This is a genomic window from Ferruginivarius sediminum (genome assembly GCF_003344765.1).
Classification (GTDB): domain Bacteria; phylum Pseudomonadota; class Alphaproteobacteria; order Kiloniellales; family Rhodovibrionaceae; genus Ferruginivarius; species Ferruginivarius sediminum.
In genome coordinates this window covers 49,135-70,954 of sequence record NZ_QPMH01000003.1, presented here as the reverse complement: position 1 = coordinate 70,954, position 21,820 = coordinate 49,135, and the positions used below count along the sequence as shown (strand labels likewise).

Genomic DNA, 21,820 nt, shown 5'->3' with positions numbered 1-21,820 from the left:
GGCTTGGTTGTGTCATGGCCGGGCCTGCCCGCGCTCCAGGCCGGCGAGGAAGCTGGCGAGGTTGCGGCCAAGCGCCTCGGAGAGGTAGCCGCCCGCCTGCACCAGGACCGTCGGCAGCCGCAACGCGCCGATCCGCGCCGCCATCGCGGCGAAGCCCTCGGTGGTGAGGGAAAGCCCTTTCAGTTGATCGCCCTCGTAGGCGTCGAGGCCGAGCGTCACCACCAGCGCGCCGGGGGCAAAGGCGCTGACACGCGTCAGCGCCCGGTCCAGCGCAGCCAGGTAATCCGCGTCGGCGGTGCCGCGGGGGAGGGGGACGTTCAGGTTGCAGCCCGTGCCCTCGCCCTCGCCGCGCTCGTCCGCGTGACCCCAGAAGAAAGGGTAGAAGCGCACCGGATCGGCGTGCAGCGAAACCGTCAGCACGTCGCGCCGGCGGTAGAAAATGGCCTGCGTGCCGTTGCCGTGATGGACATCGACGTCCAGCACGCAGACCCGCCGGAAGCGCCGCCGCAGCCGCTGTGCCGCCATCGCCGAATCGTTCAGGTAGCAGAAGCCCCCGGCCATGTCGGCGAAGGCGTGGTGCCCACCCGGCCGGCACAGGGCATAGGCGGCGGGCGCGCCGTCCATCACCAGTTGGGCCGCGTGGGCGGTGCAGTTGATGTTGCCCAGCAGCGCCCGCCAGGTGCCTGCGCCGATGGGGCAGGCGGTGTCCGCCATGTGCCGTCCCGCTTGCCCGACGACGGAGGCGGGATAGCCCGTCCGCCAGCGGCCCTGGGGGTGGATGTTCGGGACGACCTCCTCGCTCGCGCCCTCGATGCGCTGCCAGCGCTCGGCCGCGTGTTCCAGGAACTGCAGGTATTCCGGCGTGTGGACGGCGGCGGCGGGACCAAGGCCGTAATCCGGCGGCGTCATCGCCTCGTGACCCGCCTCCTGGGCGGCGGAAAGCAGCGCGTCCACCCGCGCCGCCACCTCCGGGTTCGGCTGCACGCGGCCGTTCACCACGAAGTGGCGCGGGTCGTGCCGGCGGTGCTCGGGGTTGTGGACGACCTGCATGCCTCCACGGCGCTCCCTTCCGGCCGGGTTCCTAGAACGCTACACGGTCGCCGCCCTTGAGGCCCAGCATCGACCGCGCCTCCGCCGGTGTTGCCGTTTCCAGCGACAGCTCGTCCAGGATGCGGCGGATCTTCGTCACCTGCTCGGCATTGCTGGTGGCCAGCTTTCCGCGCGAGATGTAGAGGCTGTCCTCCAGCCCGACCCGCACGTTGCCGCCCAGCATCGCGCCCATGCTGGCCAAGCGCATCTGCATGCGCCCGGCGCCCAGGACGGAGAAGGTGTAGGCGTCGCCCAGCAGCCGGTCGGCGGTCTGCTTCATGTGCATCAGGTTCTCGATGTCCGCCCCGATGCCGCCCAGCACGCCCAGGACGAACTGCACGAACAGGGGCGTGCGCACCAGCCCGCGATCCAGGAAGTGCGCCAGCGTGTGGATGTGGCCGACGTCGTAGCACTCGAACTCGAAGCGGGTGTCGTGGGCCTCGCCGACCTCCGCGAGGACGCGTTCGATGTCGGCGAAGGTGTTCTGGAAGATCATCCCGCGCGAGCCTTCCAGGTAGTCGCGCTCCCAGTCGTGCTTCCAGGTGTCGAACTTGTCGGCCACCGGAAACAGGCCGAAGTTGATCGAGCCCATGTTGAGCGAGCACATCTCCGGCTCGGCCGCCTTGGCGGCGGCGATGCGCTGGTCCAGCGTCATGTTCTGGCTGCCGCCGGTGGTGATGTTCACGACGGCGTCTGTCGCCTGCTTGATGCGTGGCAGGAACTGCATGAAGACGTCGGGGTCCGGCGTCGGGCGGCCGTCCTTCGGGTCGCGCGCGTGCAGGTGAAGGATGGCGGCGCCGGCCTCGGCGGCGGCGATCGACTGCTCGGCGATCTCGTCCGGCGTCACCGGCAGGTGGTCGCTCATCGTCGGCGTATGGATGGAGCCGGTCACGGCACAGGTGACAATGACCTTGTTGCGGGCCACGGTAGCGTCGTCCCTTCTGTCTTTGGCGTATATCGGTTCCGGACGGGCGGGCGCGAGCCTAGCCGCCGGGCAGGCCGGCCTCGCGGGCGAAGGCGGCCAGCGCGTCGGTGAAGCTCTCGAACAGCTCGTCCAGTTGTTCCTCGGTGACGATCAGCGGCGGGCAGACCATGATGTGGTCGCCCTCGCGGCCGCCGCGCGTGCGCCGCGAATAGACGATCAGCCCGCGCTCGTAGGCCAACTCGACGACGCGGGCATAGGCGTTCAACTCGGGCGGCAGCACCTGCATGGTCTCCGCGTCGGCCACCAGCTCGATGGCGGTCAGCAGGCCCTTGCCGCGCACGTCGCCGATGAAGGGGAAGCGCGCCTTCAGGCCCTCCAGGCGGGTCAGCAGGCTGTCGCCGCGCGCGGCCGCGTTGGCGATCAGGTCGTTTTCCAGGATCTCTCGCAGGACGGCGCGCCCGGCGGCGCAGGCCAGCGGATTGCCGGCGTAGGTGTGGCCGTGCGGGAAGCCGCCGGCATCCAGCACCGGCTCGACCAGGCGCGGCGGCGCCACCATCGCGCCCAGCGGCGCGTAGCCGGAGGCGAAGCCCTTCGACAGCGCGACGAGGTCGGGCACGATGCCCCAGTGGTCGGCGCCCAGGAAGCGGCCGGTGCGCCCCGCGCCGCTCATCACCTCGTCGTAGATCAGCAGGATGCCGTAACGATCGCAGATCTCGCGGACGCGGCCGTAGTAGCTGTCCGGGGCCACCAGCGCGCCGGTCGAGGCGCCGCCCACCGGCTCCATGATGAAGGCCAGCACGCTTTCCGGCCCCTCGCGCTCGATCCGCTCGGTCAGCATGTCGGCATAGCGCCGCCCGCGCTCTTCCATCGAATGGTTGTCGCGGTCCAGATAGCAGGTGGGCGCCGGGATCTTCGGCATCTCCACCATCATCGGCGCGTAGGGCTCGGTCAGCGGGTCGTAGCCGGTCACCCCCAGCGCCCCCATGGTGGAGCCGTGATAGGACGGATAGCGCGAGATGATCTTCCAGCGCTTCGGCTGGCCGGTGGCAAGCGCCCAGTTGCGCGCCATCTTGAGGCAGGATTCCGTCGCCTCGGAGCCGCCGGAGACGAAGAACACCCGGTCCAGGTCGCCTGGCATCTCCCGCGCCACCTCGGCGGCCAGTGCTTCCGCCGGCTCGTTCTCGAAGTGCAGGCGGTAGGCGAAGGTCGCCTTGTCCATCTGCTCGCGCATGGCGGCCAGAACGCGCGGATTGCTGTGCCCCAGGTTGGTCACCATCGCGCCCGACGAGCCGTCCAGATACCGGCGCCCGTGGACATCCCACATGTAGATGCCCTCGGCGCGGTCGATCAGCGGGCGGCGCTGCCGGCCCTGGTAGAACAGGTGGGAGGGACGGGGCTTGCCCGTCGCGGATTTCGGCGCGGTCGCGGTCATCCGGCCTGCTCCGCGCCGTTGCCGGAGCGCGCCGGGTCCAGCAGCACCACGTCCTGCGCCCGGATGCGCAGCTTCACTGCCTGGCCCTCGTGGAAGGGGTGGCGGTCGATCGGGTTGACCGCCTGCCAGGACAGGTTCCCGGCCGTGACGAAATAGCGGGCAGCCTGACCCTGGTAGTCGACGGCGTCGATGGTGCCGTCGATGATCACGCTGTCGTCGTCCGCCGCGTGCTGCTCGGCCAGGAAGACCTTCTCGGCGCGCACGGCCAGGCGCGCGCGGTCGCCCTTGTGCTTACCGCGGCCCTCGCGCGGGTGGGCAAGAAGATGCGGGCCGCCCTCGACGGCGATTTTCACCGTATCGGCGCTCGCGTCCTCCACCGAGCCGGACATCAGGTTGGAGATGCCGAGGAAGTTGGCGACGAATTCCGAGGCCGGCTCGTTATAGACCTCTTCCGGCGTGCCCTCCTGCTCGATGAAGCCGTTGGACATCACGACCACCCGGTCCGACATGGCCAGCGCCTCGGCCTGGTCGTGGGTGACGAAGATGGTGGCGATGCCAAGCTCGCGCTGGATGCGCTTCAACTCGACGCGCATCTCCTCGCGCAGGTTGGCGTCCAGCGCCGACAGCGGCTCGTCCAGAAGCAGCACGTCGGGCTGGATCACGATGGCGCGGGCCAGCGCGATGCGCTGCTGCTGGCCGCCGGAAAGCTGGCGGGGCAGGCGGTCCTCGACATGCGGAAGCTGGACGAGTTGCAGGGCCTCGCGCACGCGCCTGGCAATCGTCTGCTTGTCGACGTTGCGGTACTTCAGGCCGAAGGCCACGTTCTCGAAGATCGTCTTGTGCGGGAACAGCGCATAGTTCTGGAACACGAGGCCCAGGTTGCGCTTGTGGATCGGGATATCGTTCACCCGCTGGCCGCGGATCAGGATGTCGCCCGCGGTCGCGTTCTCCAGACCGGCGATCATCCTGAGCGTCGTGGTCTTGCCGCAGCCCGACGGCCCGACGAAGGTGACGAACGAGCCGTCCGTCACGTTCAGCGACATGCTATGGACGGCGGTGAATTCGCCGAAACGCTTGACGGTGTTGTGAAGCTCGACGGCGTTGGCCTGCTGGGCCACGGGCGTGACCTCCCATTGTCTTCAGGAGAGATAGGGGCCGGCGGGACCCCCCGATAACCGCCGGCCCCCCTCGGCGCGTCCACAGTCTGAAGGTCAGTAGCCCCGCTGGACGCGCGCGAACTTCTTGGACCACTCGGCTTCGTTGCCGTTCCAGTATTCCGGATCGGCGAAGTTGAGGCCCGAGAGCGTGCCGGTCGGGTCGAAGGCCGGCAGCTTGGTGATCGATTCCGGCAGGTCGACCTTCTGCGGGTTGAGCGCCGGCGGGTACTTCTGGCCTTCGGCCACGGCGATCGCGACCTCCTTCTCCAGCATGAAGTTCAGAAGCTCCTCGCAGGCCTCCATCGGCGAGCCCTTGATGACGAAGAGGCACTCCTGCCAGCCGAAGCCGCCCGGCGGATCGTAGTAGCCGATGTTGTGGCCCTGCTCCTGCAGCGCGGCGATGCGCCCGGACCAGCCCTCGGTGACGTAGATCTCGCCCTCGGCCAGCAGGCTCATCAACTCGGCACCCGACTGCCAGTACTTGAGCGCGAGGTCGCGGTGGGCGCGGACGGCGTCCCAGACGGCTTCCATGTCCTCGATGCCGTTCGGGTTCTGCCCGGTCGCCAGCGCGGCGTACCAGATGCGGGTGCGCCAGTCGCTCCAGCCGCCGATCTTATCCTTGTAGGTCTCGTCGATCAGGATGTTGGCGCCCTTCTCGCGCATCTCCTCGTCGCTGATGTGATCGCGGTTATAGGCGAGACCCGTGGTGCCGTAGTCGTAGGGCGCCGCCGACAGCCTGCCGCCGGTGACCTTGCGGAACGGCTCCTGCAACGCCGTCATGACGTTCTGGAGGTTCGGGATGTTGTCCTCGTTGAGCGTCGTCGAGTAGCCCAGGTTGTGGTAGCGGACGTAGTCGAACACGCCCGACAGGTGGGCGATGTTGAACTCGCCCGGCTGGGCCGTCTTGACGCGGTTCAGGTACTCGTCGGCGCCGCCGAAGGTGCCGTCGATCACCTCGATCCCGGTAGCTTCCTCGTAAGGCTCGAAGGCGTACTTGCGGAACGCCTCGGAAACCACGCCGCCCCAGCCGTCGAAGCGCACGGAGTCCGGCTTGGCCGCCAGGGCCTGCCGGCGCAGCGCGCTTACCGGGCCGCCGGTCACGCCGGCGACGACCGCCGAGGCGCCGATCAGGGACAGGAAGGTGCGGCGGTCGATATCGCCCGCCTTGTAGCGTTCGAGCAACCGCTCGTAGCGCTTCGTCTGGTCCATCTTGGTCACGTCAGCCTCCTCATCCGTTTATCGTGGCCTGGCCTTCGTCGTCGTTCACTCCGCGCTGCGCCGGGCCAGGCGGCGGGCCAGCGCGGCGCCGGACAGCGGCAGCACCACCGTGATGATGATCATCACCGCGCCCAGCGCATTGATCTCCGGGCTGATCGAGATGCGCAGCATCGCGAAGATCTGGGTGGGCACGGTCTCCACGCCCGGCGGCTTCCAGAATAGCGTGCCGGTGATGTCGTCGAACGAAATCGTGAACGCGAACAACATTCCCGCCAGCACCGCCGGCATCAACAGCGGCAGGGTGACGGCGAAGAAGGTCTGGATCGGTCCCGCGCCCAGCGACAGCGCCGCCTCCTCGTACTCCTTCTTGATGCCGACGAGGCGTGCCTGCACCACCAGCACCACGAAGGGCAGGGTGAAGATCACGTGTCCCAGCAGCAACAGCAGGAAGTTCTTGGGCATCGACAGGAACTGCAAAAACAGCAGCAGCGAGACCGCCAGCACCACCTCCGGAATCAGGATCGGCGCGATCAGCGCGGTGTTCAGCAGGTTCTTGCCGGGGAACTCGTAGCGCACCATCGCCAGGCTGGCCATCACGCCCAGCGTGGTGGAGATGACGCTTGTGAGGATGCCCAGCAGGATCGAGGTCTTGAAGGCGCGCACGATGGCGTCGTTGTTTGCCAGCTCGACGAACCAGCGGAAGCTCAGCCCCTCCATCGGGAAGGCGCCGAACTGGCTGGAATTGAACGACAGCAGGATCACGACCGCGACCGGCGCGAACATAAAGAGGTAAACCAGCACCGTACCCAGGCGGATCAGGGACCAACCGCTTAGCATCGCCGCGCCCTCACCCGAAGCCCTTACGGATCTGACCAAGGCCGAGGAAACGATTGTACAGCAGCACCACCGCACCCAGCACGACCAGAAGTACGATCGACAGGGCCGATCCAAGCGGCCAGTTGAGCTGAATGATGATCGCCTCGTAGATCAGGTTGGCGAACATCGCGTCCGTCGGTCCGCCCAGTATCAGCGGCGTGATGTAGGTGCCGCCGCCCAGCACGAAGCACAGCAGCCCGCCCGCGGCGAGGCCCGGCAGCGACAGCGGCAGCGTCACCTCGCGGAACGCCTGGAACGGCGTCGAGCCCAGGCTGCGCGCGGCGTCGACCAGGTTCGGGTCGATACCCTCCAGGCTGACGTAGATGTTCAACACCATGAACGGCAGCAGGAAGTGGATCAGACCCAACACCACCGTGGTCTCGTTGTAGAGCATCTGGATCGGCTCGGAGACGATGCCGAGCGACGTCAGCACGTAGTTCACCGCACCCGACACGCCCAGGATGTTGATCCACGACATCGTGCGGATGATGTAGCTGACCCAGAATGGCAGCATCAGCAGCAACAGCAGGAACGCCTTGTTGCGCATTTTGCTGAAGGCGATGAAATAGGCCGGCAGATAGCCCATCAGCGCGCACAGCACGGTCGTGATCGCGGCGATGCGGAAGGTCTGGAAAAGAATATCCCGGTAGAACTGGTCGGTCAGCACCTCGATCCAGTTGTCGAGGTAGAAGCCCACCTGCTCGCCGCCCGCCGCCGTGCGCAGCCAGAACGAGTACACCACGACGAAACACGTCGGAATCGCCAGCAGCAGCGTAATCGTCGTCAGCGCAGGTGACAGCAGTATCCAAGGGCGCAGATCGCGCTCTTCGGCCGCGACGGCCGCCATAACCGCTCTCCCGGTTGCTCCCCGTTCCGGTGCGCCCGGCTTGCCACACAGCCTCGCCCGGCGTCGCCAGCGATGCCGGCCTTCTTTCCCGGGCCGATCACCTTCACAAGTTTAAGGATATGACGTGGACATTACGCAAATAGATAAGCAGAATACATCGCATAGCATACAACTATGAGGCCGCATGCCCGACGCCAGCCTGGATCGCTTGCCGCGCGAATTGGACTGGAACCTGCTGCGCACATTCATGGTAATCGTGCAGGAGGGCGGCATTACGCGGGCCGCCGACCGCCTGCTGCTCAAGCAGCCCAGCGTGTCCAACGCCCTGAAGCGCCTGGAGGGACAGCTTGGCCGCCGCCTGATCGAGCGCGGACCCGGCGTGTTCCGCGTCACCGAGACGGGCGAGCGGCTGTACCGGGAATGCGTGGAGATCTACGGCAACGTCTCGCGTCTCTCCGTCGTGTTGCGCGACGTGCAGGAGGAGATCCGGGGCCACGTCACGATCTGGATGGCCAGCCACGTCGTTTGCCCGCTTTACGACGAGGCGCTGGCCGAGTTGCACGCCCGGCATCCTAGGATCGGCTACACGGTGGAGGTGTCCACCAGCGCCGAGGTGGTGAACGCGGTGCTGCAAAAATCCGCCAGCTTCGGCATCTGCCTTGTCGCCAAGCAGCATCCAAAGTTGCAATACGAGCTGCTGTTTCGCGAGCATTTCGGCTTCTTCTGCGGTCCCGCGCACCGGCTTTTTCGGAAGCGGAACCTGGAGCTGTCGGATCTGCGGGAGGAGTGCTTCGTCTCGTTCAAGACCGACCGGATGGCCGACGCGCTGCGGCCCGTGGCCCTGCTGCGCGCCCAGGCGGAGATCGACGACCGGATCGTCGCAACCTCCTCCCATTTGGAGGAGGTGCGGCGGATGATCGCCGCGGGGCTGGGCATCGGCGTGCTGCCGATCCACGTGGTCGAGCGGGACGTGCGCGATGGCCTTCTGTGGCGGCTGCCGCCTTACAGCCATGCGCCGGCGGTGGATATCTACGTCGTTTCCAATCCGACGACACAGCTCAACCGCGCGGAGCAGGAATTCCTCGCCACGCTGCGCCGCCGCATCGCGGAAACGCCGCTGGAAGACAGGACGTATGGGGCGTGATGTTCTCTCTACAAGGGCATGTGGAGTGCACAACCCGACTCGCGTTGCTCGGCCGCCGCCTCTCTGATAAGCCAACTTCTGAAGGCGGCCACTTCCGGTTTTCCGGACGCAGGTTTCGACAGCATCAGGCAGTATGAGTCGGGGCAGGGGAGCGATAGGTCGAAGGGGCGCCACAGAACTTCATCTGCCAGATATTTTGCGGCGAGCAAGTCGTCGCCGATTGCCAGGCCATCGGTCGCGATAGCAGCATTGAAACACAAGGTGGTCGTCGGGAGCACATGGCCTCGTTGCGAATCGACACGGGTTGCACCTGCCGCTTCAAGCCAGCGCCGCCACCAGTCCGTGGTCTTCTCGTGAATCAGGGTTGAATGCGTCAAGTCGTCCGGCTCGCGAATTCCGGGGCTTTCATATCTCCGGCGCGAGTGGCAGACAGGAAATGCCCTAATCGTTCGCAGGATATCAATTTTATGTCCTGAATATTCGGGAGCGCCGTAATATATAGCGCCATCATATCGGCTTTCCTCAATGTCCGGACAATTCCTCGCGGTATCTATGTCGAATTCAATACTTGGATTCTGAAACACAAATCGACCCAATCGAGGCGCCAGCCATAACTCGGCAAAATCCGGATCAACACAGAAAGTCAAACGTTTGTGGATGTCCGGGTTGCCAAGTTTATGCGCGGCAAGGGCAATTTTCTCGAACGATTCACAAATATCGCCGTACAATTGCATTCCTGTGTCCGTGATCTCAAGCCCTCCATTTGCCCTCGAAAAAAGCGTCACGTCGTACTGCCTCTCGATAGACCTGACATGATGGCTGATGGCGGCATGCGTGACATTCAGTTCCTTGGCGGCTTCGGAGAAGCTTCGCCAACGTGCCGCAGCTTCGAAGGCTTGCAGGGTTCGTAGGGAGGGAAGGCTAATGGGCCATGTTCTTACCATACCGCAGTTCCAACCAAGATAATTACGAGTAAAAATTATGATGCCAGGAAGCGGCCTTGGCCGACAAGGTAAATATGATTTTAGCGCGGCGTAAGAGTTCCCTGCGCATATAATAGTACGTTTCGTCGTCGTGCATCTATAATATAAAATTCTTTATCTGGTAATTTATACGGGGATAAAAAATATTTTCAGGAAGTGTAAGATTTTTTTACTAGGCTCTATGATGGCAATTGTGTTGTGTTTTGAGCGTCACCGATATTTCGTTTTTGGAGGATTAAAGATGATGCCAACGCAACATCCTCAGTCTAACGATATCACATCCGCGCAAAACGATCATAAAGACCCTCATGATAATATAAAAATTTAACAGGTTGGCGATGACGAATCGACCTTTTTCGATGGAAGAGATGTGGTGGAAGGGCTGGGCGGCGAACTGAAATCAATTCCTAGTAAATATTATTACGATAATGCGGGCTCAATACTTTTTGAGTTGCAGTGCAAGCAGCCCGAATATTATCTGACCCGCACAGAGGAGCAGATTCTCCGAAACCATGCCGACGAAATCGTACAACTGTCATCCGCGGATCAGATTGTCGAACTTGGGAGTGGAAGTTCTTTAAAGACTAAAATATTGATTCAGTCACATCAAAATGCATTTGGCGAAGGCATCTATATACCAAATGACATAAATCATATGATGATAAAAAACGCCGGGAATGAGATCCTTGAAATGTTTCCGAATTGGCAAATTCGTGGAAAAATTGGGACATTTCTCCAAGGGATATCATCGTTACCCGATACATCAGATACGCGTCTGTTTCTGTTTTTAGGGAGCACGATCGGTAACATGACCGACGAAGAAATTTCTTTGCTCCTGAGCGCGATGTCCCAAAAAATGGGAAGTCGCGATGTGTTCCTTGTTGGGGTCGATTTGGAAAAGGAAAAATCTCAATTAGAAGCGGCGTACAATGACGGCAATTGCGTGGCTGCTCTTACGAATTTGAACACGCTTTCTCATCTTAATTGGCGATTCGATGGAAATATACGAGTCGATGAGTTTGACCATCAGTCATTCTATAATGCGAGTTGCCAACGGATGGAAAGTCACGTGTTGGCACTGGAGGGGCAGTGCATCAAACTGCGAGAGCTTGATTTTTCAGTCGATATTCGTCGCGGGGAGACGATTCGGACCGAAATCATGCGGAAGTTCCCAAAGGGTGGGCTCGAAGAATTATTTCGGAGGCGCGGCTTTGAAATCGCCGGGCAATGGTGCTCGCAAGACCCGGCATATGGCGTGTTTCTGTTCCGGCGCGTGGGCGCGGCGGGTCGCGGGGCATGAGCGGAGTGTCGAGGCCTTCGCCTTTGGGGGCGAATCTCGTTTTTGCGATTAATCCGGTGTTATGGGGGTCGTTCTACCCCGTTACGAAAGGGGCGCTCGATTCCGCTCATCCGATTGGTATGATCGGGACGTCCATGGCGACATTTCTAATTGCCAGTGCAGTCCTTCTGCCGGGGTCACGCAATATCCGAGTGGCAACGTTCATCACCGCCGCGATAGGCGTAGTGCCACTCGCTGCCGCATATATTGCGAGTGCCATGGCCCTTAACCTGACCACTGCGACCAATACCGGCGTCTTTCCGGCGTTAACGGGCGTGATCGCGCTAGTTATTTCCTGCGCCGTCCTGCGGCGCGGCGCAACACAACCACAAATGATTGCAGGTGTACTTTCGATCATTGGGGTGATTTTGATGATATGGGAATCTTCAAAAGTTGGAGGTCATTGGTGGGGCGATATCATCGCCTTACTTTCAACGATTTGTTATACGTCCTATATTTTTACATGTAGATGGCTAGCGCTGGACCGAGAGTCGGCAAAAAACATCGCTATAATACAATGTTTTTATCTAGGTTTTTTCGGAATTATTTTATCAATATATTATGGTGGTGCCGATTATAATTCAATGTCCTCAAATTATATTATGACTATTTCATACATTGGCTTCGGCACACTCGTTATCCCGACAGTTATTTCCTTGTACATGATACGCTGGACGGCACCTGTTATGGTTTCATTCATATATATCCTGGAGCCGGTTTGGAGTGCCGTATTTTCATTTTTTTATCTCGGGGAAATGCTGACCATGTTGGGGTATATAGGTGCCCTGGTCGTGCTGGCGGGAGCGGCTCTAATGACGTTCCAGTCTGTATGCAAAACAAGCATGCGCCATCACTAGGGCGACAAAAAAAGCGTTTGTAACCAAACAGTGATTCGGGGCCGCTCAGGCGTCGCCGCCGGCTTCAGCCAGTGCCTCCAACGCCTCGTCCTCCAGGCGGCGGACTTCCTCGCCCGGCTTGGTGAAGCCGAGGCGGCGGTAGAAGCCGGCGGCGGAGTCGTTTTCCGCGCGCACGTTGAGTTCCAGGCGCCGCCAGCCGCGAGCCGCCGCCTCGCCGGCGGCCGCCGTCAGCAGCTTGCGCCCGACGCCAAGGCCACGGGCGGTATGGCGGACATAGATGTTCTCGACGAGCAGCACAGGCGTCGCCTTGAACAGCGAAAAGGTGCGGTAGAAAACCAGATAGCCCAGGTCGGCCCCGCCGCGCCCGGCGATCAGCGCGTGGAACGGCGGATCGTCGCCGCCCAGCCATTCGGCAAGCTGCGCCTCGCTTGCTGGCGGCACCGTCTTGCCCTCGGATGTGGCAAGCTCGGCCAGCATGGCGGCCAGGGTGGCGGCATCGGCGGGTTCGGCCCGGCGGACGGTGACCGGAGTGTCGATGACATCGTTCATGGTCGGTGCATACAAGCGAACGCATGCGCGCGTCCAGCCGGCATTTCGCTTTTGCCGTCTGGTGTTGCCGGAATCCGTGGAGCCTGCATTCCGGCGGCAGCGTTTCCACATGAGTCATGTGAGCGGGCGGGCGCCCAACAGGGTTAATGTGGTCCGCCAAGCGGGAGACTGCGATGTTCGGACGACGCATGGTGCTCGGGCGAATACTCGGCTTCGAGATCCGGGCCGATATAAGCTGGGTGTTCCTGGCGCTGCTCATCCTGTGGTCGCTGGCAAGCGGCTTCTTCCCGTCGTTCTATGAGGGTTTGCCGCAGGGCCTCTACTGGACCCTGGCGCTCGTCGGCACGATCGGGCTGTTTGCCTCCTTGCTGTTCCATGAGCTGTCGCATTCGGTGGTCGCGCGGGCCTACGGGCTTGAGATTCAGGGCATTACGCTGTTCCTGTTCGGCGGCGCCGCCGAGATGCGGGAAGAGCCGCGCACCGCCGTCAGCGAGTTCCTGATGGCCATCGCCGGGCCCATCGCCAGCCTCGTCCTCGCCGCTGGTTTCTATGTGCTGGCACTTCTGGTGGCGGGGGTGGGAACGCCCGAGCACTGGGTGGGCGTGCCGCGCTATCTGGCCATCGTCAATCTGGCGCTCGCGGTATTCAACCTGCTGCCGGCTTTTCCGATGGATGGCGGGCGGGCGCTGCGCGCGGCGCTGTGGTACTGGGGCAAGGACCTGCGCAGCGCGACGAAGGTGGCCAGCCGTCTGGGCCAGGGGCTTGGCATGCTGCTGATGGCCGCCGGCATCGCCCAGGCGATCCTGCTGGGCAACTTCGTCGGCGGCATGTGGTGGTTCCTGATCGGTCTCTTCGTGCAAGGCAACGCCGGTGCGACCTACCAGCAGCTTCTCAATCGCTTCGCCCTGCACGGGATGTCGGTGCGCGAGGTGATGACGGAAGATCCTGTGGTGGCGGACCCGGACATGACGCTGCGCCGCTTGGTGGACGAGGTCGTCTACCCTCAACACCACCACCGCTTCCCGGTCGTGCGCGAGGGCCGGCTGCTGGGCTATGTCGGTACCAACCAGATCAAGCAGGTCGATGCGGACGTGTGGGAACGGACCCGCGTCGGGGACGTCATGGTCGCCGCCGGTGACGATAATGTCATCGCCCCAGATGCTGGCGCCGAGAAGGCCCTGGAGCGTCTGCAGCAGAGCGAAACCGGCTGGCTGATGGTGGCCGATGGCGAGCGCCTGCACGGCGTCCTGGCGTTGCGCGACCTCCTGCAATACCTGCAACTGCGTCAGGAACTGGAGGCGCCTGCCTGAGCGGCGGCTGAACGGAGCAAACCATGCCGAAGGGCGGCGGCAGCCGGGCGAACGATTGGAAGGCCGATGAGGCCGACGGACAAGCGCAAGCCGCGCCTGCTTATGATGCCATCGTCGTCCTGGGCGCGGCGCTGCGGCGCGACGGCAGCCCATCCGCCGCGCTGGACCGGCGTGTCCGCCATGGCGTGCGGCTGTACGCCGACGGACGGGCGCCTCGTATCATCCTGACAGGCGGCGCCTGTAACGAGCACGGCGAGAGCGAGGCGGCCGCGATGGCGCGGATCGCCGGGGAGGCGCGCGTGGCCGACGACTCCATCGTCCTGGAACCGGAGGCCTGTTCGACGCTGGAGAACGCCGTGTATACGAAGCGGATACTCCGCCGCCACGGCTGGCGCCGTGTTCTGCTTGTCACCGACGGCTTTCACATGCCCCGCGCGCGGCTCGTTTTCCGCGCGCAGGGGATCGAGGCGGACCCCGCCCCCCTGCCGGATGGCGGCGGCAACCCCCTGCTCTGGCTTCGGGAAACCGCGGCCACCACCTACTACGCGCTGCGCGGATGGCTGCGTGCGCAACGTTGATGGCCGGCGGCTTACTGCGCGGGAACGGGATCGACTTGCGGGCACTCTGCCGCCTCGGCGCAGGCGTCAGCGGCATCGGGTGAGGCCTCGTCCTCCGCTGGCGGCGCGGCGCGGCGCTCGTCGGGCAATGGCAGCGTCAGGAGGAACAGGAGCAGCGCGACCCCGGTGACCAGGATATACGTCCACTCGAAGGTTTCCGTCGCCACTTTCAGTCGCCCGCCGGCCAGGTTGCCGACGACCGAGCCAAGGCCCAGGAAGATGTTGCCGATTCCGAAGACAAGTGTCGATTGCGATTCCGTTGTCACGCGGCTGATGTACGCCGGGTTCAGGCCGAAGATCGCATAGAAGGCCAGACCGAAGGCCACGGCGGCGCCGTAGAGCGTCATGACGTCCGGGTGGATCAGTACCAGCAGGCTCGACAGGCCCAGCAGCGCATAGGTCACCGCCATGGTGGCCCGGATCGTGATCAGGTCCGCCAGCGCGCCCATGGCGAATCCTCCGCCCATGCCGACAAAGCCGATCACCGTCCACAGGTTCCCGGCCAGCGTGACGGAATAGCCCAATTCGTCGCGCAGGTAGGCGGAGAAATAGGTCTGGAACGAGATGCAGGCCACGCCGCTGAGGAACATCATCAGCCACAGGATGAGGATCTTGCGCTTGAACAGCGAGCGCATCCGCCACCACAGCGCGACCGGCGTCCTTGGCACGCCAAGCCCGATCGAGGCCGGCCGCGCCGGCCGACGGAGCACGCCGATCATCGCTAGATAAACGGTGGCGAGCACCACCATGCCGGCGGTTCCGATGCCTACGGTCAGCCAGATTTCGCGCCAGTGGGCGTTCTGGATCATGTAGGGGGCCAATAGCCCGTTCACGAAGACGCCATAGCTGGTGCCGCTGGAGATCAGGCCAAGCACCTTGCCGCGATGGCGGACGCCGACAAACTTCTGGCAGACCTGGACCATCGGCGTGTACGCGGAGGCGGCCATGCCGCCGGTAATGGTCAGCAGGACGCCGATTACCCAGATGTTTTCGGCGACGTAAAGGCCCAGAAGGCTGGCCGCGCAGATCATCACCGATGCGATGACCACGCGCCCCCCGCCGACACGGGCGCAGACGGCCGCGCTGATGAAGGCCGCCAGGAGGAAACCCGCCTGGGCCGACGCCGTGATGACGCCGGCGTCCCCATAGGTGAACCCGAGGTCGGCGCGCATGTCCGACATGATGACGGGGAACAGATAGATGCCGAAGCCGTAGGTGACGGCGATGAACGCCGTGAAGAAGATCGTAAGGCCCACCACGGCGGCGGCGCCGGCTTTCCCACTCCCGCGATCCACGTTCGCCATTCCCGTCGTCCCGTACCGCGCGCCGGCAATGGCGCGGTCTGCATGAAGGCGCTGCTTCCCGTGCTTCAGGCCTGACCGTCCGGCTGGAGACACAGGATCATGCGCACGTCACCATCGCGATACACGCGATTGTCGTAACTCCCGTAGGCGTGGACGATATTGAGATGTGCGCCCGCCGCAAGCTTACGAAATTGCGACATGGAGTATTTGCGGAGGGTCATTTCGGCAACCCACTCGCTCGCGCCGCCCCCGGAGGCGTCACCGCATACCTGATACCGAAGGGCGAAATCGACGCTGTCGGCCTTGTCCCACTGGCGCCGCCAGCGCTTCATACGTCGGCCGTCCGCCAACTCGCGCTCCCATTCGAAGCACTCGACGCCATCGGGCTGGCCGGGGCGGTAGTACGACGGCTGCAGCATGTCGTCCTGGTCCGACGAGCCGGATGCCGGTGCCTTGAATGCCGCCAAATCGACGACAAGCCGGCCGCCGGGCGCCAGGTGCCGCCGGCAGCAGTCCAGCGTGGCGGCGACATCCTCGGCCGCGGGCAGGAGCTGGATCGCCTCGCGCGGGATCAGGATCAGGTCGAAACGCTTGTCGAACTGGAACGCCCGCATGTCCGCCTGGGCGAGCGTCAGGTTGGCCGGCGGCCGGCCGCCCGGATACCGGGCGGCCAGGGCCTCCAGCATTGCCGGCTCGATGTCGCAGGCGGTCACGCACCGCCCCGTCTCCGCCAACCACAGGGCGTTGCGTCCGGCACCGCAGGGCACCTCCAGGACGTTTCGAGCGTCCTCGTCCAACAGTCCCTCGATGAACGGCCGGTCGCCGTCCTCGCGGTACTCCACGGCATAGAAAGCCGCCCGTTCCCGATATCCGATGGCGTCGGACGCTGCCATGCGATTCCCTCCGTTCCGCCGTGCGGATGGCTCAGGCCGCGCCGGCCTGCTGCATGTCCAGGTTGCGGATGACCTCGGGATGGACGACCTTATGGTCGCTGACGATCATGCCGTCCTTGATGCCCGGCGCCGTGGCGGGAGCGCCCTCGTATATCCGCTCGCCGAGGTCGGCCAGATAGCCCGCGACGTTGCTGCTTGTCGCCTCGGCCGCCGTGGCCGGGAACGACGCCGGCATCGCATCGATCTTGCAGTGCAGGATGCCCTGGCGGATATAGACGGGATCCTCATGCACGGTCTGCCGGTCGAAGGACGGCAGGTAACCGGGCCCGTAGCCGCAGGTGACGTCGACGATCATGGCGCCGGGCTTCATGGTCGCCAGCATGTCCTCGCCGATCATCGCCGGGGTATCGAAGGTCGAAATCAGGATGGCGCCGACCACCAGATCTGCCTCTGCCAACTCGGCGCGCAGCGTCTCCGGCGTATTGACGAGGCAGCGCACGCCGCGCGGCACCGTCGCCTCGAATCGGCGCAGGCCTTCGGGGCGGGTGCCCAGGACAGTGACATTGCAGCCCATCTCCGCGGCGAGGCGCGCCGCGCCGCCGCCGGTATTGCCGTAACCCAGCACAAGGACGCGCGCGGGCTTGGCGCCCGGGACGCGCGGCAGGAAGACGCCGTTTCCGCCAAGGTGGCTTTGCAGGAAGTACGCGGCGTAGACCACCGCCATCTTTCCGGCGATCTCGTTGTCCGACGTGCACAGCGGCGTGATGCCCGAGGCGGACTCGTAGAACTCAAGCGCGTAGGCGGTCATCCCGCTGGCGCGCATCGCTTCGGTCAGGGCCGGGTTGCCTTCCGCGTGCATGAACGAGCCCAGGTGCATGCCGGGCCTGAAGAAACGGTGCTCCGCTGGGCCGGGTGCCTTGTATTTCAGCACGAAATCGCTGTCATTCCAGGCTTCCTCGGTGGAAACGACCCGCGCCCCGGCCGCTTCGTAGGCGGAATCCGGACAGCCCGAAGCCGCGCCGGCATTGTGCTCCACAAGGATCTCGAAGCCACGCTCGCGGAAGGGACCCAGATGGTCCGGCTGGATGATGACGCGCTTTTCGCCCCCGCGTGTCTCCTTCAGGATCGAAACGCGTTTGCTCTTGTTCATGACAGTCGTCCTCACTCTCGAGAAATCGATGTGCTTCCGGCGGATGCGCTGATCGCGAGCCTCACGCGCAGGCGGGCTCGCTGCGCAGGTGGACGGCGGCATTGAGGCGGGTGCCGCGCTTGTGTTCGACGACGTGCAGGTCCGTTGTCCCGAAGGCCTGGCTCAGCACGGGAAGGGCGCGATAGGGATCGGCGTGGCCGCAGGTAAACACGTCGAACGCGGCGTAGCCGTATTCCGGCCACGAATGCACCGAAATGTGCGATTCCGCCAGGATTGCGACGCCGGTCACCCCGCAACCATCGCCGAAATCGTGGACTTCCGTTCCAAGCAGCGTGGCGCCCGTGGCCTCGGCCGCGGCTTTCAGGGTCTCCCGGACATGCGACACTTCATCGATTCGCGTCGCCTGCCACATCTCGATAATGAGATGCACGCCCGCGTGGGTGACAGGCGCGGCGGGCGGAGTGACAGCAGTCTTGGCGGTCATGGCACGGCCCTTCCCTCTTCAAGCCCTCTTCAAGCTCGGCGCAACTCAACGATTAGATAGCCTTAATGAACACAATCTCTTTATGGTTGCATATCCCTTACAGTCTTATCAATCAACGGCAGATCGTCGATGAAATACGACATCCGATGATGTGTAATGCCCTCCGCTCCGGAAAATTGTTGCCTGACGATATTTTTAATTAATAAAAAATATTGTCAAATAAACTAGAAATAAGTTTTTAATTCTTGTGTTTTCCTTAGCGTGCACCAAGGTAGAACAAGTGTTTTTGGGAAGAATGGTATGCCGTCGCCACGTGCTCGTATTTGATCGGACGGCGCGCCAAACCATTGAAGTTCTCAGATGATGAAGCTGATGAAGGATAATCGAACCGCACCGGGCGTATGATTAAAGAGCAGTCCACCACGTTCGCCATGTTATCCGGCACGCAAGCGTGTCCGAGAGCGCTTTGCGTTGGCGCATTTCGCAAGATTGGCAGGGCTCGCCATAATTCCGGTCAGAGGAGGCGAGCTGGATGCGATGCCCATGCCGGTCGAAGGTACCCCTGAATTCCCGATGATCTTCCGTACGCGCGACCTCACCAAGGTGTACCGCACCGGCGAAACCGAGGTGCATGCGCTGCGCGGCGTCGATCTGAACGTGGCCGAGGGGACGATGGCTGTGCTTCTGGGGCCGTCGGGCTCGGGCAAGTCGACGCTTTTGAATATCCTGGGGGGGCTTGATACCGCGACGAGCGGCCGGGCATTCTTCAGGCAGCGCGAGATCACCGCGATGGCGGAGGCGGACCTCACTCGTTACCGGCGGGAGATGGTGGGCTTCGTCTTCCAGTTCTATAACCTGATGCCCAGCCTGACGGCGCGCGAGAATGTCGATCTGGTGACCGAGATCGCGAGCCGTCCCATGGCCAGTGACGCGGCCCTTGAACTCGTCGGCCTTGGCGCGCGGATGGATCACTTCCCCGCCCAGCTTTCCGGCGGCGAGCAACAGCGCGTCGCCATTGCTCGCGCCATCGCGAAGCAGCCGGACGTCCTGCTTTGCGACGAGCCGACCGGGGCGCTCGACAGCGCAACCGGCGTGGTGGTCCTGGAAGCGCTGGACACGGTGACCCGCGAACTCGGTACCACGGCGATGCTGATCACCCACAACGCGGTCCTGGCCGAGATGGCGGACATGGTGATCCGATTTGCCGACGGCCGCGTCCAGGAGGTGACCCGCAACGCGACGCGGCGGCGTCCGCGCGAGCTTTCCTGGTAGGCGCGGAATGCCAAGCGTCCTGGATCGAAAGTTGCTGCGCGACATCCGCGCGATCCGGGGGCAGGCGCTGGCGATCGCGCTGGTGATCGCCGCCGGTGTGGCGCTTTTCGTCATGGCGCTGGGCACGCTGCGGGCACTGGAAGGAACGCTGGAGGCCTACTACGCGGAGTACCGCTTCGCCGATGTCTTTGCCCCGCTGGTGCGCGCGCCGGACCGTCTGGCGCGCGACATCGCGGCGATTCCCGGTGTCGCTGTCGTGCAGACACGGGTAAGCGGTCCGGCAACGCTTACGGTGCCGGGACGGCCGGCGCCGATTGCCGGGCGGGTCACCTCTGTCCCAGTCTCCGGACAGCCGGATCTGAATCGCCTCTACCTCGCCTCTGGCCGCTGGCCGTCCGCCGACAATCCGGACGAGGTTCTGGTCGACCAGCCGTTCGCGCGGGCGGTGGGCCTGCGTCCCGGCGACGGCCTGACGGCCATCGTCGACGGCAAACGACGGCGCCTTCGTATCGTGGGTCTTGCGCTATCACCCGAGTACATCTACGCCCTGGCGCCCGGCCAGCTTGTGCCGGATGCCGGCAGTTTCGGCGTCGTCTGGATGGGCCGCAAGGCCGCAGCCGCAGCCTTCGACCTGGAAGGCGCGTTCAACGACGTAGCGCTTCGAACGGCGCGCGGCGCGCGCGTCGAAAGCATGATAGCGCGGCTGGACGACCTCCTGGCGCGCTACGGCGGCACCGGGGCCTACGCGCGCAAGGACCATTCCTCGCACGCCTTCATCCGCAACGAGCTGGACGGGCTGGTGGCGACGGGCAGCGTGGCACCGCCGATCTTCCTCGCAGTCGCGGCATTCCTTTTGAACATGGTTGTCGCCCGCACCATCGACCGGGAGCGCCAGCAGATCGGCTTGTTGAAGGCTTTCGGCTACACGGACATCGCCGTCGGCTGGCACTACGTCAAGCTGGTGATCGCGCTGACGCTGGCCGGGGTCGCGTTGGGCGAGGTCGTCGGCGCGTGGCTGGGCAAGGAACTTGCCGAACTCTATACGGAATATTTCCATTTCCCGATCCTGCGCTACGAACTGACAGCCGATGTGCTCGTCGGGGCGGCCGCCGTCAGTCTCCTCGCGGGCCTGCTGGGCACGGCGTTCAGCGTCCGCCGGGCCGTCAAGCTGCCGCCGGCCGTGGCGATGCGCCCGCCGGAGCCGCCGCGCTACCATCGCGGGCTGCTGGACCGGCTACGCATCAACGCCCTTGCCGATCCGGCGACGCGCATGGTCCTGCGCAACCTGGTGCGCCGGCCGCTGCGGGCGGGACTGACGACGCTGGGTCTTGCGACGGCGGTGGCACTGCTTGTGGGCTCGCTGTTCATGCGCGAATCGATCCAGCGCCTGATCGACATCGAGCTGACGCTGGCACAGCGCCAGGACCTTTTCGTCACCTTCACCGACGCAACGGAACCCGCCGCCATGCACGAGCTGCGGGCCCTGCCGGGCGTACTGCGCGTGCAGCCGGTGCGCACCGTGCCCGCCAAGCTGCGATTCGGCCCGGTGGAGCGGCGGGTTTCCGTTCAGGGTCTGTCGCAGGATGGCGCGCTGCATCGTGTGGTCACCTCCGACGGCCGGCCGCTGCCGCCGCCGGGGGTGGGCATCGCGCTGTCCGACAAGCTGGCGCGGATCCTTGGGGCCGGCCGCGGCGACTCGGTGACGGTGGCGGTTCTGGAAGGCCGCCGGCCGGTGCGGCGAATTCCTGTGACCGTGGTCGCGCAGCAGTACGTCGGGCTTGCCGCGTACATGGATCTCGACCGGCTCAACCGGCTGATGGGCGAGGGGGCGAACCTGTCCGGCGCGGACCTGCAAGTCGACGCGCGCCGGCTGGAGGAAGTTTACGACGCCTTGCTGGAACGCCCGCGCGTGGCCGGGGTGACGCGGCGCAGCGAGGTTCTTGGGGGCCTGCGGCGGACGCTGGACCGCAACCTGATGCTGATGATCCTCTTCTTTGTCGGCTTTGCCGGGGTGATTGCCATCGGCGTCGTGTACAACAGCGCGCATGTCGCCCTGGCGGAGCGGACGCGCGAGCTGGCCAGCCTGCGGGTGCTCGGTTTCACGCGCGGCGAGGTGTCCTATATCCTGCTCGGCGAGCTGGCGGTGCTGACCCTCGCCGCATTGCCGCTGGGCTGCATTCTGGGCCACGGTCTGGCCTGGGCAATGGTGCGGGCCTACGACACGGAGCTGTTTCGCATGCCCCTGGTGATCGAGGCGGACACCTATGCGTGGTCGATGCTGACCGTCCTCCTGGCCGCGATCGCTTCGGGATGGCTGGTGCGGCGGCGGATCGACCACCTGGACCTGATCGCTGTGCTGAAGTCGCGGGAGTAG

20 protein-coding genes are annotated in these 21,820 nt (G+C 64.1%); 7 read left to right on the top strand and 13 right to left on the bottom strand.

All coding sequences use genetic code 11. The features are described from left to right. Positions 1-12: 12 nt before the first annotated feature. The 7 genes from DRB17_RS04125 to DRB17_RS04095 all read right to left on the bottom strand — a co-directional run bounded on the left by DRB17_RS04125 (position 13) and on the right by DRB17_RS04095 (position 7,544). Complete coding sequence (locus DRB17_RS04125) at positions 13-1,050, bottom strand: histone deacetylase family protein (RefSeq protein ID WP_114580921.1); 1,038 nt, start codon at positions 1,048-1,050, stop codon at positions 13-15. A 31-nt stretch (positions 1,051-1,081) separates the two neighbouring features. Next, complete coding sequence (gene kce, locus DRB17_RS04120) at positions 1,082-1,954, bottom strand: 3,5-dioxohexanoate:acetyl-CoA acetone transferase (protein WP_241503748.1); 873 nt, start codon at positions 1,952-1,954, stop codon at positions 1,082-1,084. 118 nt (positions 1,955-2,072) lie between these two features. Beyond that, on the bottom strand, positions 2,073-3,446 hold the full coding sequence (locus DRB17_RS04115; RefSeq protein ID WP_114580919.1) for an aminotransferase family protein: 1,374 nt from the start codon (positions 3,444-3,446) through the stop codon (positions 2,073-2,075). Continuing rightward, the gene (locus tag DRB17_RS04110) at positions 3,443-4,564 is read right to left on the bottom strand and encodes an ABC transporter ATP-binding protein (RefSeq protein ID WP_206607775.1); all 1,122 of its coding nucleotides are present in this window, start codon (positions 4,562-4,564) and stop codon (positions 3,443-3,445) included. The genes DRB17_RS04115 and DRB17_RS04110 overlap by 4 nt, the downstream gene beginning before the upstream one ends. Positions 4,565-4,657: 93 nt before the next feature. Beyond that, positions 4,658-5,812, bottom strand: a complete 1,155-nt coding sequence (locus DRB17_RS04105; protein WP_114581158.1) for an ABC transporter substrate-binding protein — start codon at positions 5,810-5,812, stop codon at positions 4,658-4,660. A 54-nt stretch (positions 5,813-5,866) separates the two neighbouring features. After that, positions 5,867-6,658 (bottom strand): ABC transporter permease, encoded by a 792-nt coding sequence (locus DRB17_RS04100; RefSeq protein WP_114580918.1) that lies wholly within the window; start codon positions 6,656-6,658, stop codon positions 5,867-5,869. A 10-nt stretch (positions 6,659-6,668) separates the two neighbouring features. Beyond that, positions 6,669-7,544: an ABC transporter permease gene (locus DRB17_RS04095; protein WP_114580917.1), complete on the bottom strand. Its 876-nt coding sequence runs from the start codon at positions 7,542-7,544 to the stop codon at positions 6,669-6,671. A gap of 184 nt (positions 7,545-7,728) precedes the next feature. Here DRB17_RS04095 and DRB17_RS04090 point away from each other — a divergent pair, with 184 nt between their 5' ends. Beyond that, positions 7,729-8,688, top strand: coding sequence for a LysR family transcriptional regulator (locus DRB17_RS04090; RefSeq protein WP_114580916.1), 960 nt, complete (start codon positions 7,729-7,731; stop codon positions 8,686-8,688). An 8-nt stretch (positions 8,689-8,696) separates the two neighbouring features. Here the strand turns inward: DRB17_RS04090 and DRB17_RS04085 are convergent, their stop codons facing one another. Then, positions 8,697-9,632, bottom strand: coding sequence for a LysR substrate-binding domain-containing protein (locus tag DRB17_RS04085; protein WP_114580915.1), 936 nt, complete (start codon positions 9,630-9,632; stop codon positions 8,697-8,699). 412 nt (positions 9,633-10,044) lie between these two features. Between DRB17_RS04085 and DRB17_RS04080 the strand changes: the two genes are divergently transcribed. Further along, positions 10,045-10,971 (top strand): L-histidine N(alpha)-methyltransferase, encoded by a 927-nt coding sequence (locus DRB17_RS04080; protein WP_161958692.1) that lies wholly within the window; start codon positions 10,045-10,047, stop codon positions 10,969-10,971. Next, positions 10,968-11,867, top strand: a complete 900-nt coding sequence (locus tag DRB17_RS04075) for a DMT family transporter (protein ID WP_161958691.1) — start codon at positions 10,968-10,970, stop codon at positions 11,865-11,867. The genes DRB17_RS04080 and DRB17_RS04075 overlap by 4 nt, the downstream gene beginning before the upstream one ends. A gap of 45 nt (positions 11,868-11,912) precedes the next feature. Here DRB17_RS04075 and DRB17_RS04070 read toward each other — a convergent pair whose 3' ends face one another. Further along, the gene (locus DRB17_RS04070; RefSeq protein ID WP_161958690.1) at positions 11,913-12,416 is read right to left on the bottom strand and encodes a GNAT family N-acetyltransferase; all 504 of its coding nucleotides are present in this window, start codon (positions 12,414-12,416) and stop codon (positions 11,913-11,915) included. A gap of 173 nt (positions 12,417-12,589) precedes the next feature. On the opposite strand from DRB17_RS04070, the gene DRB17_RS04065 reads away from it, so the two are divergent. Together DRB17_RS04065 and DRB17_RS04060 are read left to right on the top strand one after the other, a co-directional pair. Continuing rightward, positions 12,590-13,726, top strand: coding sequence for a site-2 protease family protein (locus DRB17_RS04065; RefSeq protein ID WP_114580911.1), 1,137 nt, complete (start codon positions 12,590-12,592; stop codon positions 13,724-13,726). A 23-nt stretch (positions 13,727-13,749) separates the two neighbouring features. Beyond that, a complete protein-coding gene (locus DRB17_RS04060) occupies positions 13,750-14,304 on the top strand; it encodes a YdcF family protein (protein ID WP_114580910.1) in 555 nt (184 codons plus the stop codon). Positions 14,305-14,315: 11 nt separating this feature from the next. Here DRB17_RS04060 and DRB17_RS04055 read toward each other — a convergent pair whose 3' ends face one another. The 4 genes from DRB17_RS04055 to speD all read right to left on the bottom strand — a co-directional run bounded on the left by DRB17_RS04055 (position 14,316) and on the right by speD (position 18,174). After that, positions 14,316-15,647, bottom strand: a complete 1,332-nt coding sequence (locus tag DRB17_RS04055) for an MFS transporter (RefSeq protein ID WP_114580909.1) — start codon at positions 15,645-15,647, stop codon at positions 14,316-14,318. A 65-nt stretch (positions 15,648-15,712) separates the two neighbouring features. Beyond that, positions 15,713-16,540: a class I SAM-dependent methyltransferase gene (locus tag DRB17_RS04050; protein WP_114580908.1), complete on the bottom strand. Its 828-nt coding sequence runs from the start codon at positions 16,538-16,540 to the stop codon at positions 15,713-15,715. 31 nt (positions 16,541-16,571) lie between these two features. Continuing rightward, the gene (locus DRB17_RS04045; protein WP_161958689.1) at positions 16,572-17,690 is read right to left on the bottom strand and encodes an NAD(P)-dependent oxidoreductase; all 1,119 of its coding nucleotides are present in this window, start codon (positions 17,688-17,690) and stop codon (positions 16,572-16,574) included. 61 nt (positions 17,691-17,751) lie between these two features. Continuing rightward, positions 17,752-18,174 carry an adenosylmethionine decarboxylase gene (gene speD / locus DRB17_RS04040; RefSeq protein ID WP_114580906.1) on the bottom strand — a complete coding sequence of 141 codons (423 nt, stop codon included), beginning with the start codon at positions 18,172-18,174 and terminating at the stop codon, positions 17,752-17,754. A 543-nt stretch (positions 18,175-18,717) separates the two neighbouring features. Here speD and DRB17_RS04035 point away from each other — a divergent pair. Further along, entirely contained in the window at positions 18,718-19,446 is a 729-nt protein-coding gene (locus DRB17_RS04035; protein WP_193725724.1) for an ABC transporter ATP-binding protein, read from the top strand. 7 nt (positions 19,447-19,453) lie between these two features. Continuing rightward, positions 19,454-21,820: an ABC transporter permease gene (locus DRB17_RS04030; protein ID WP_114580904.1), complete on the top strand. Its 2,367-nt coding sequence runs from the start codon at positions 19,454-19,456 to the stop codon at positions 21,818-21,820.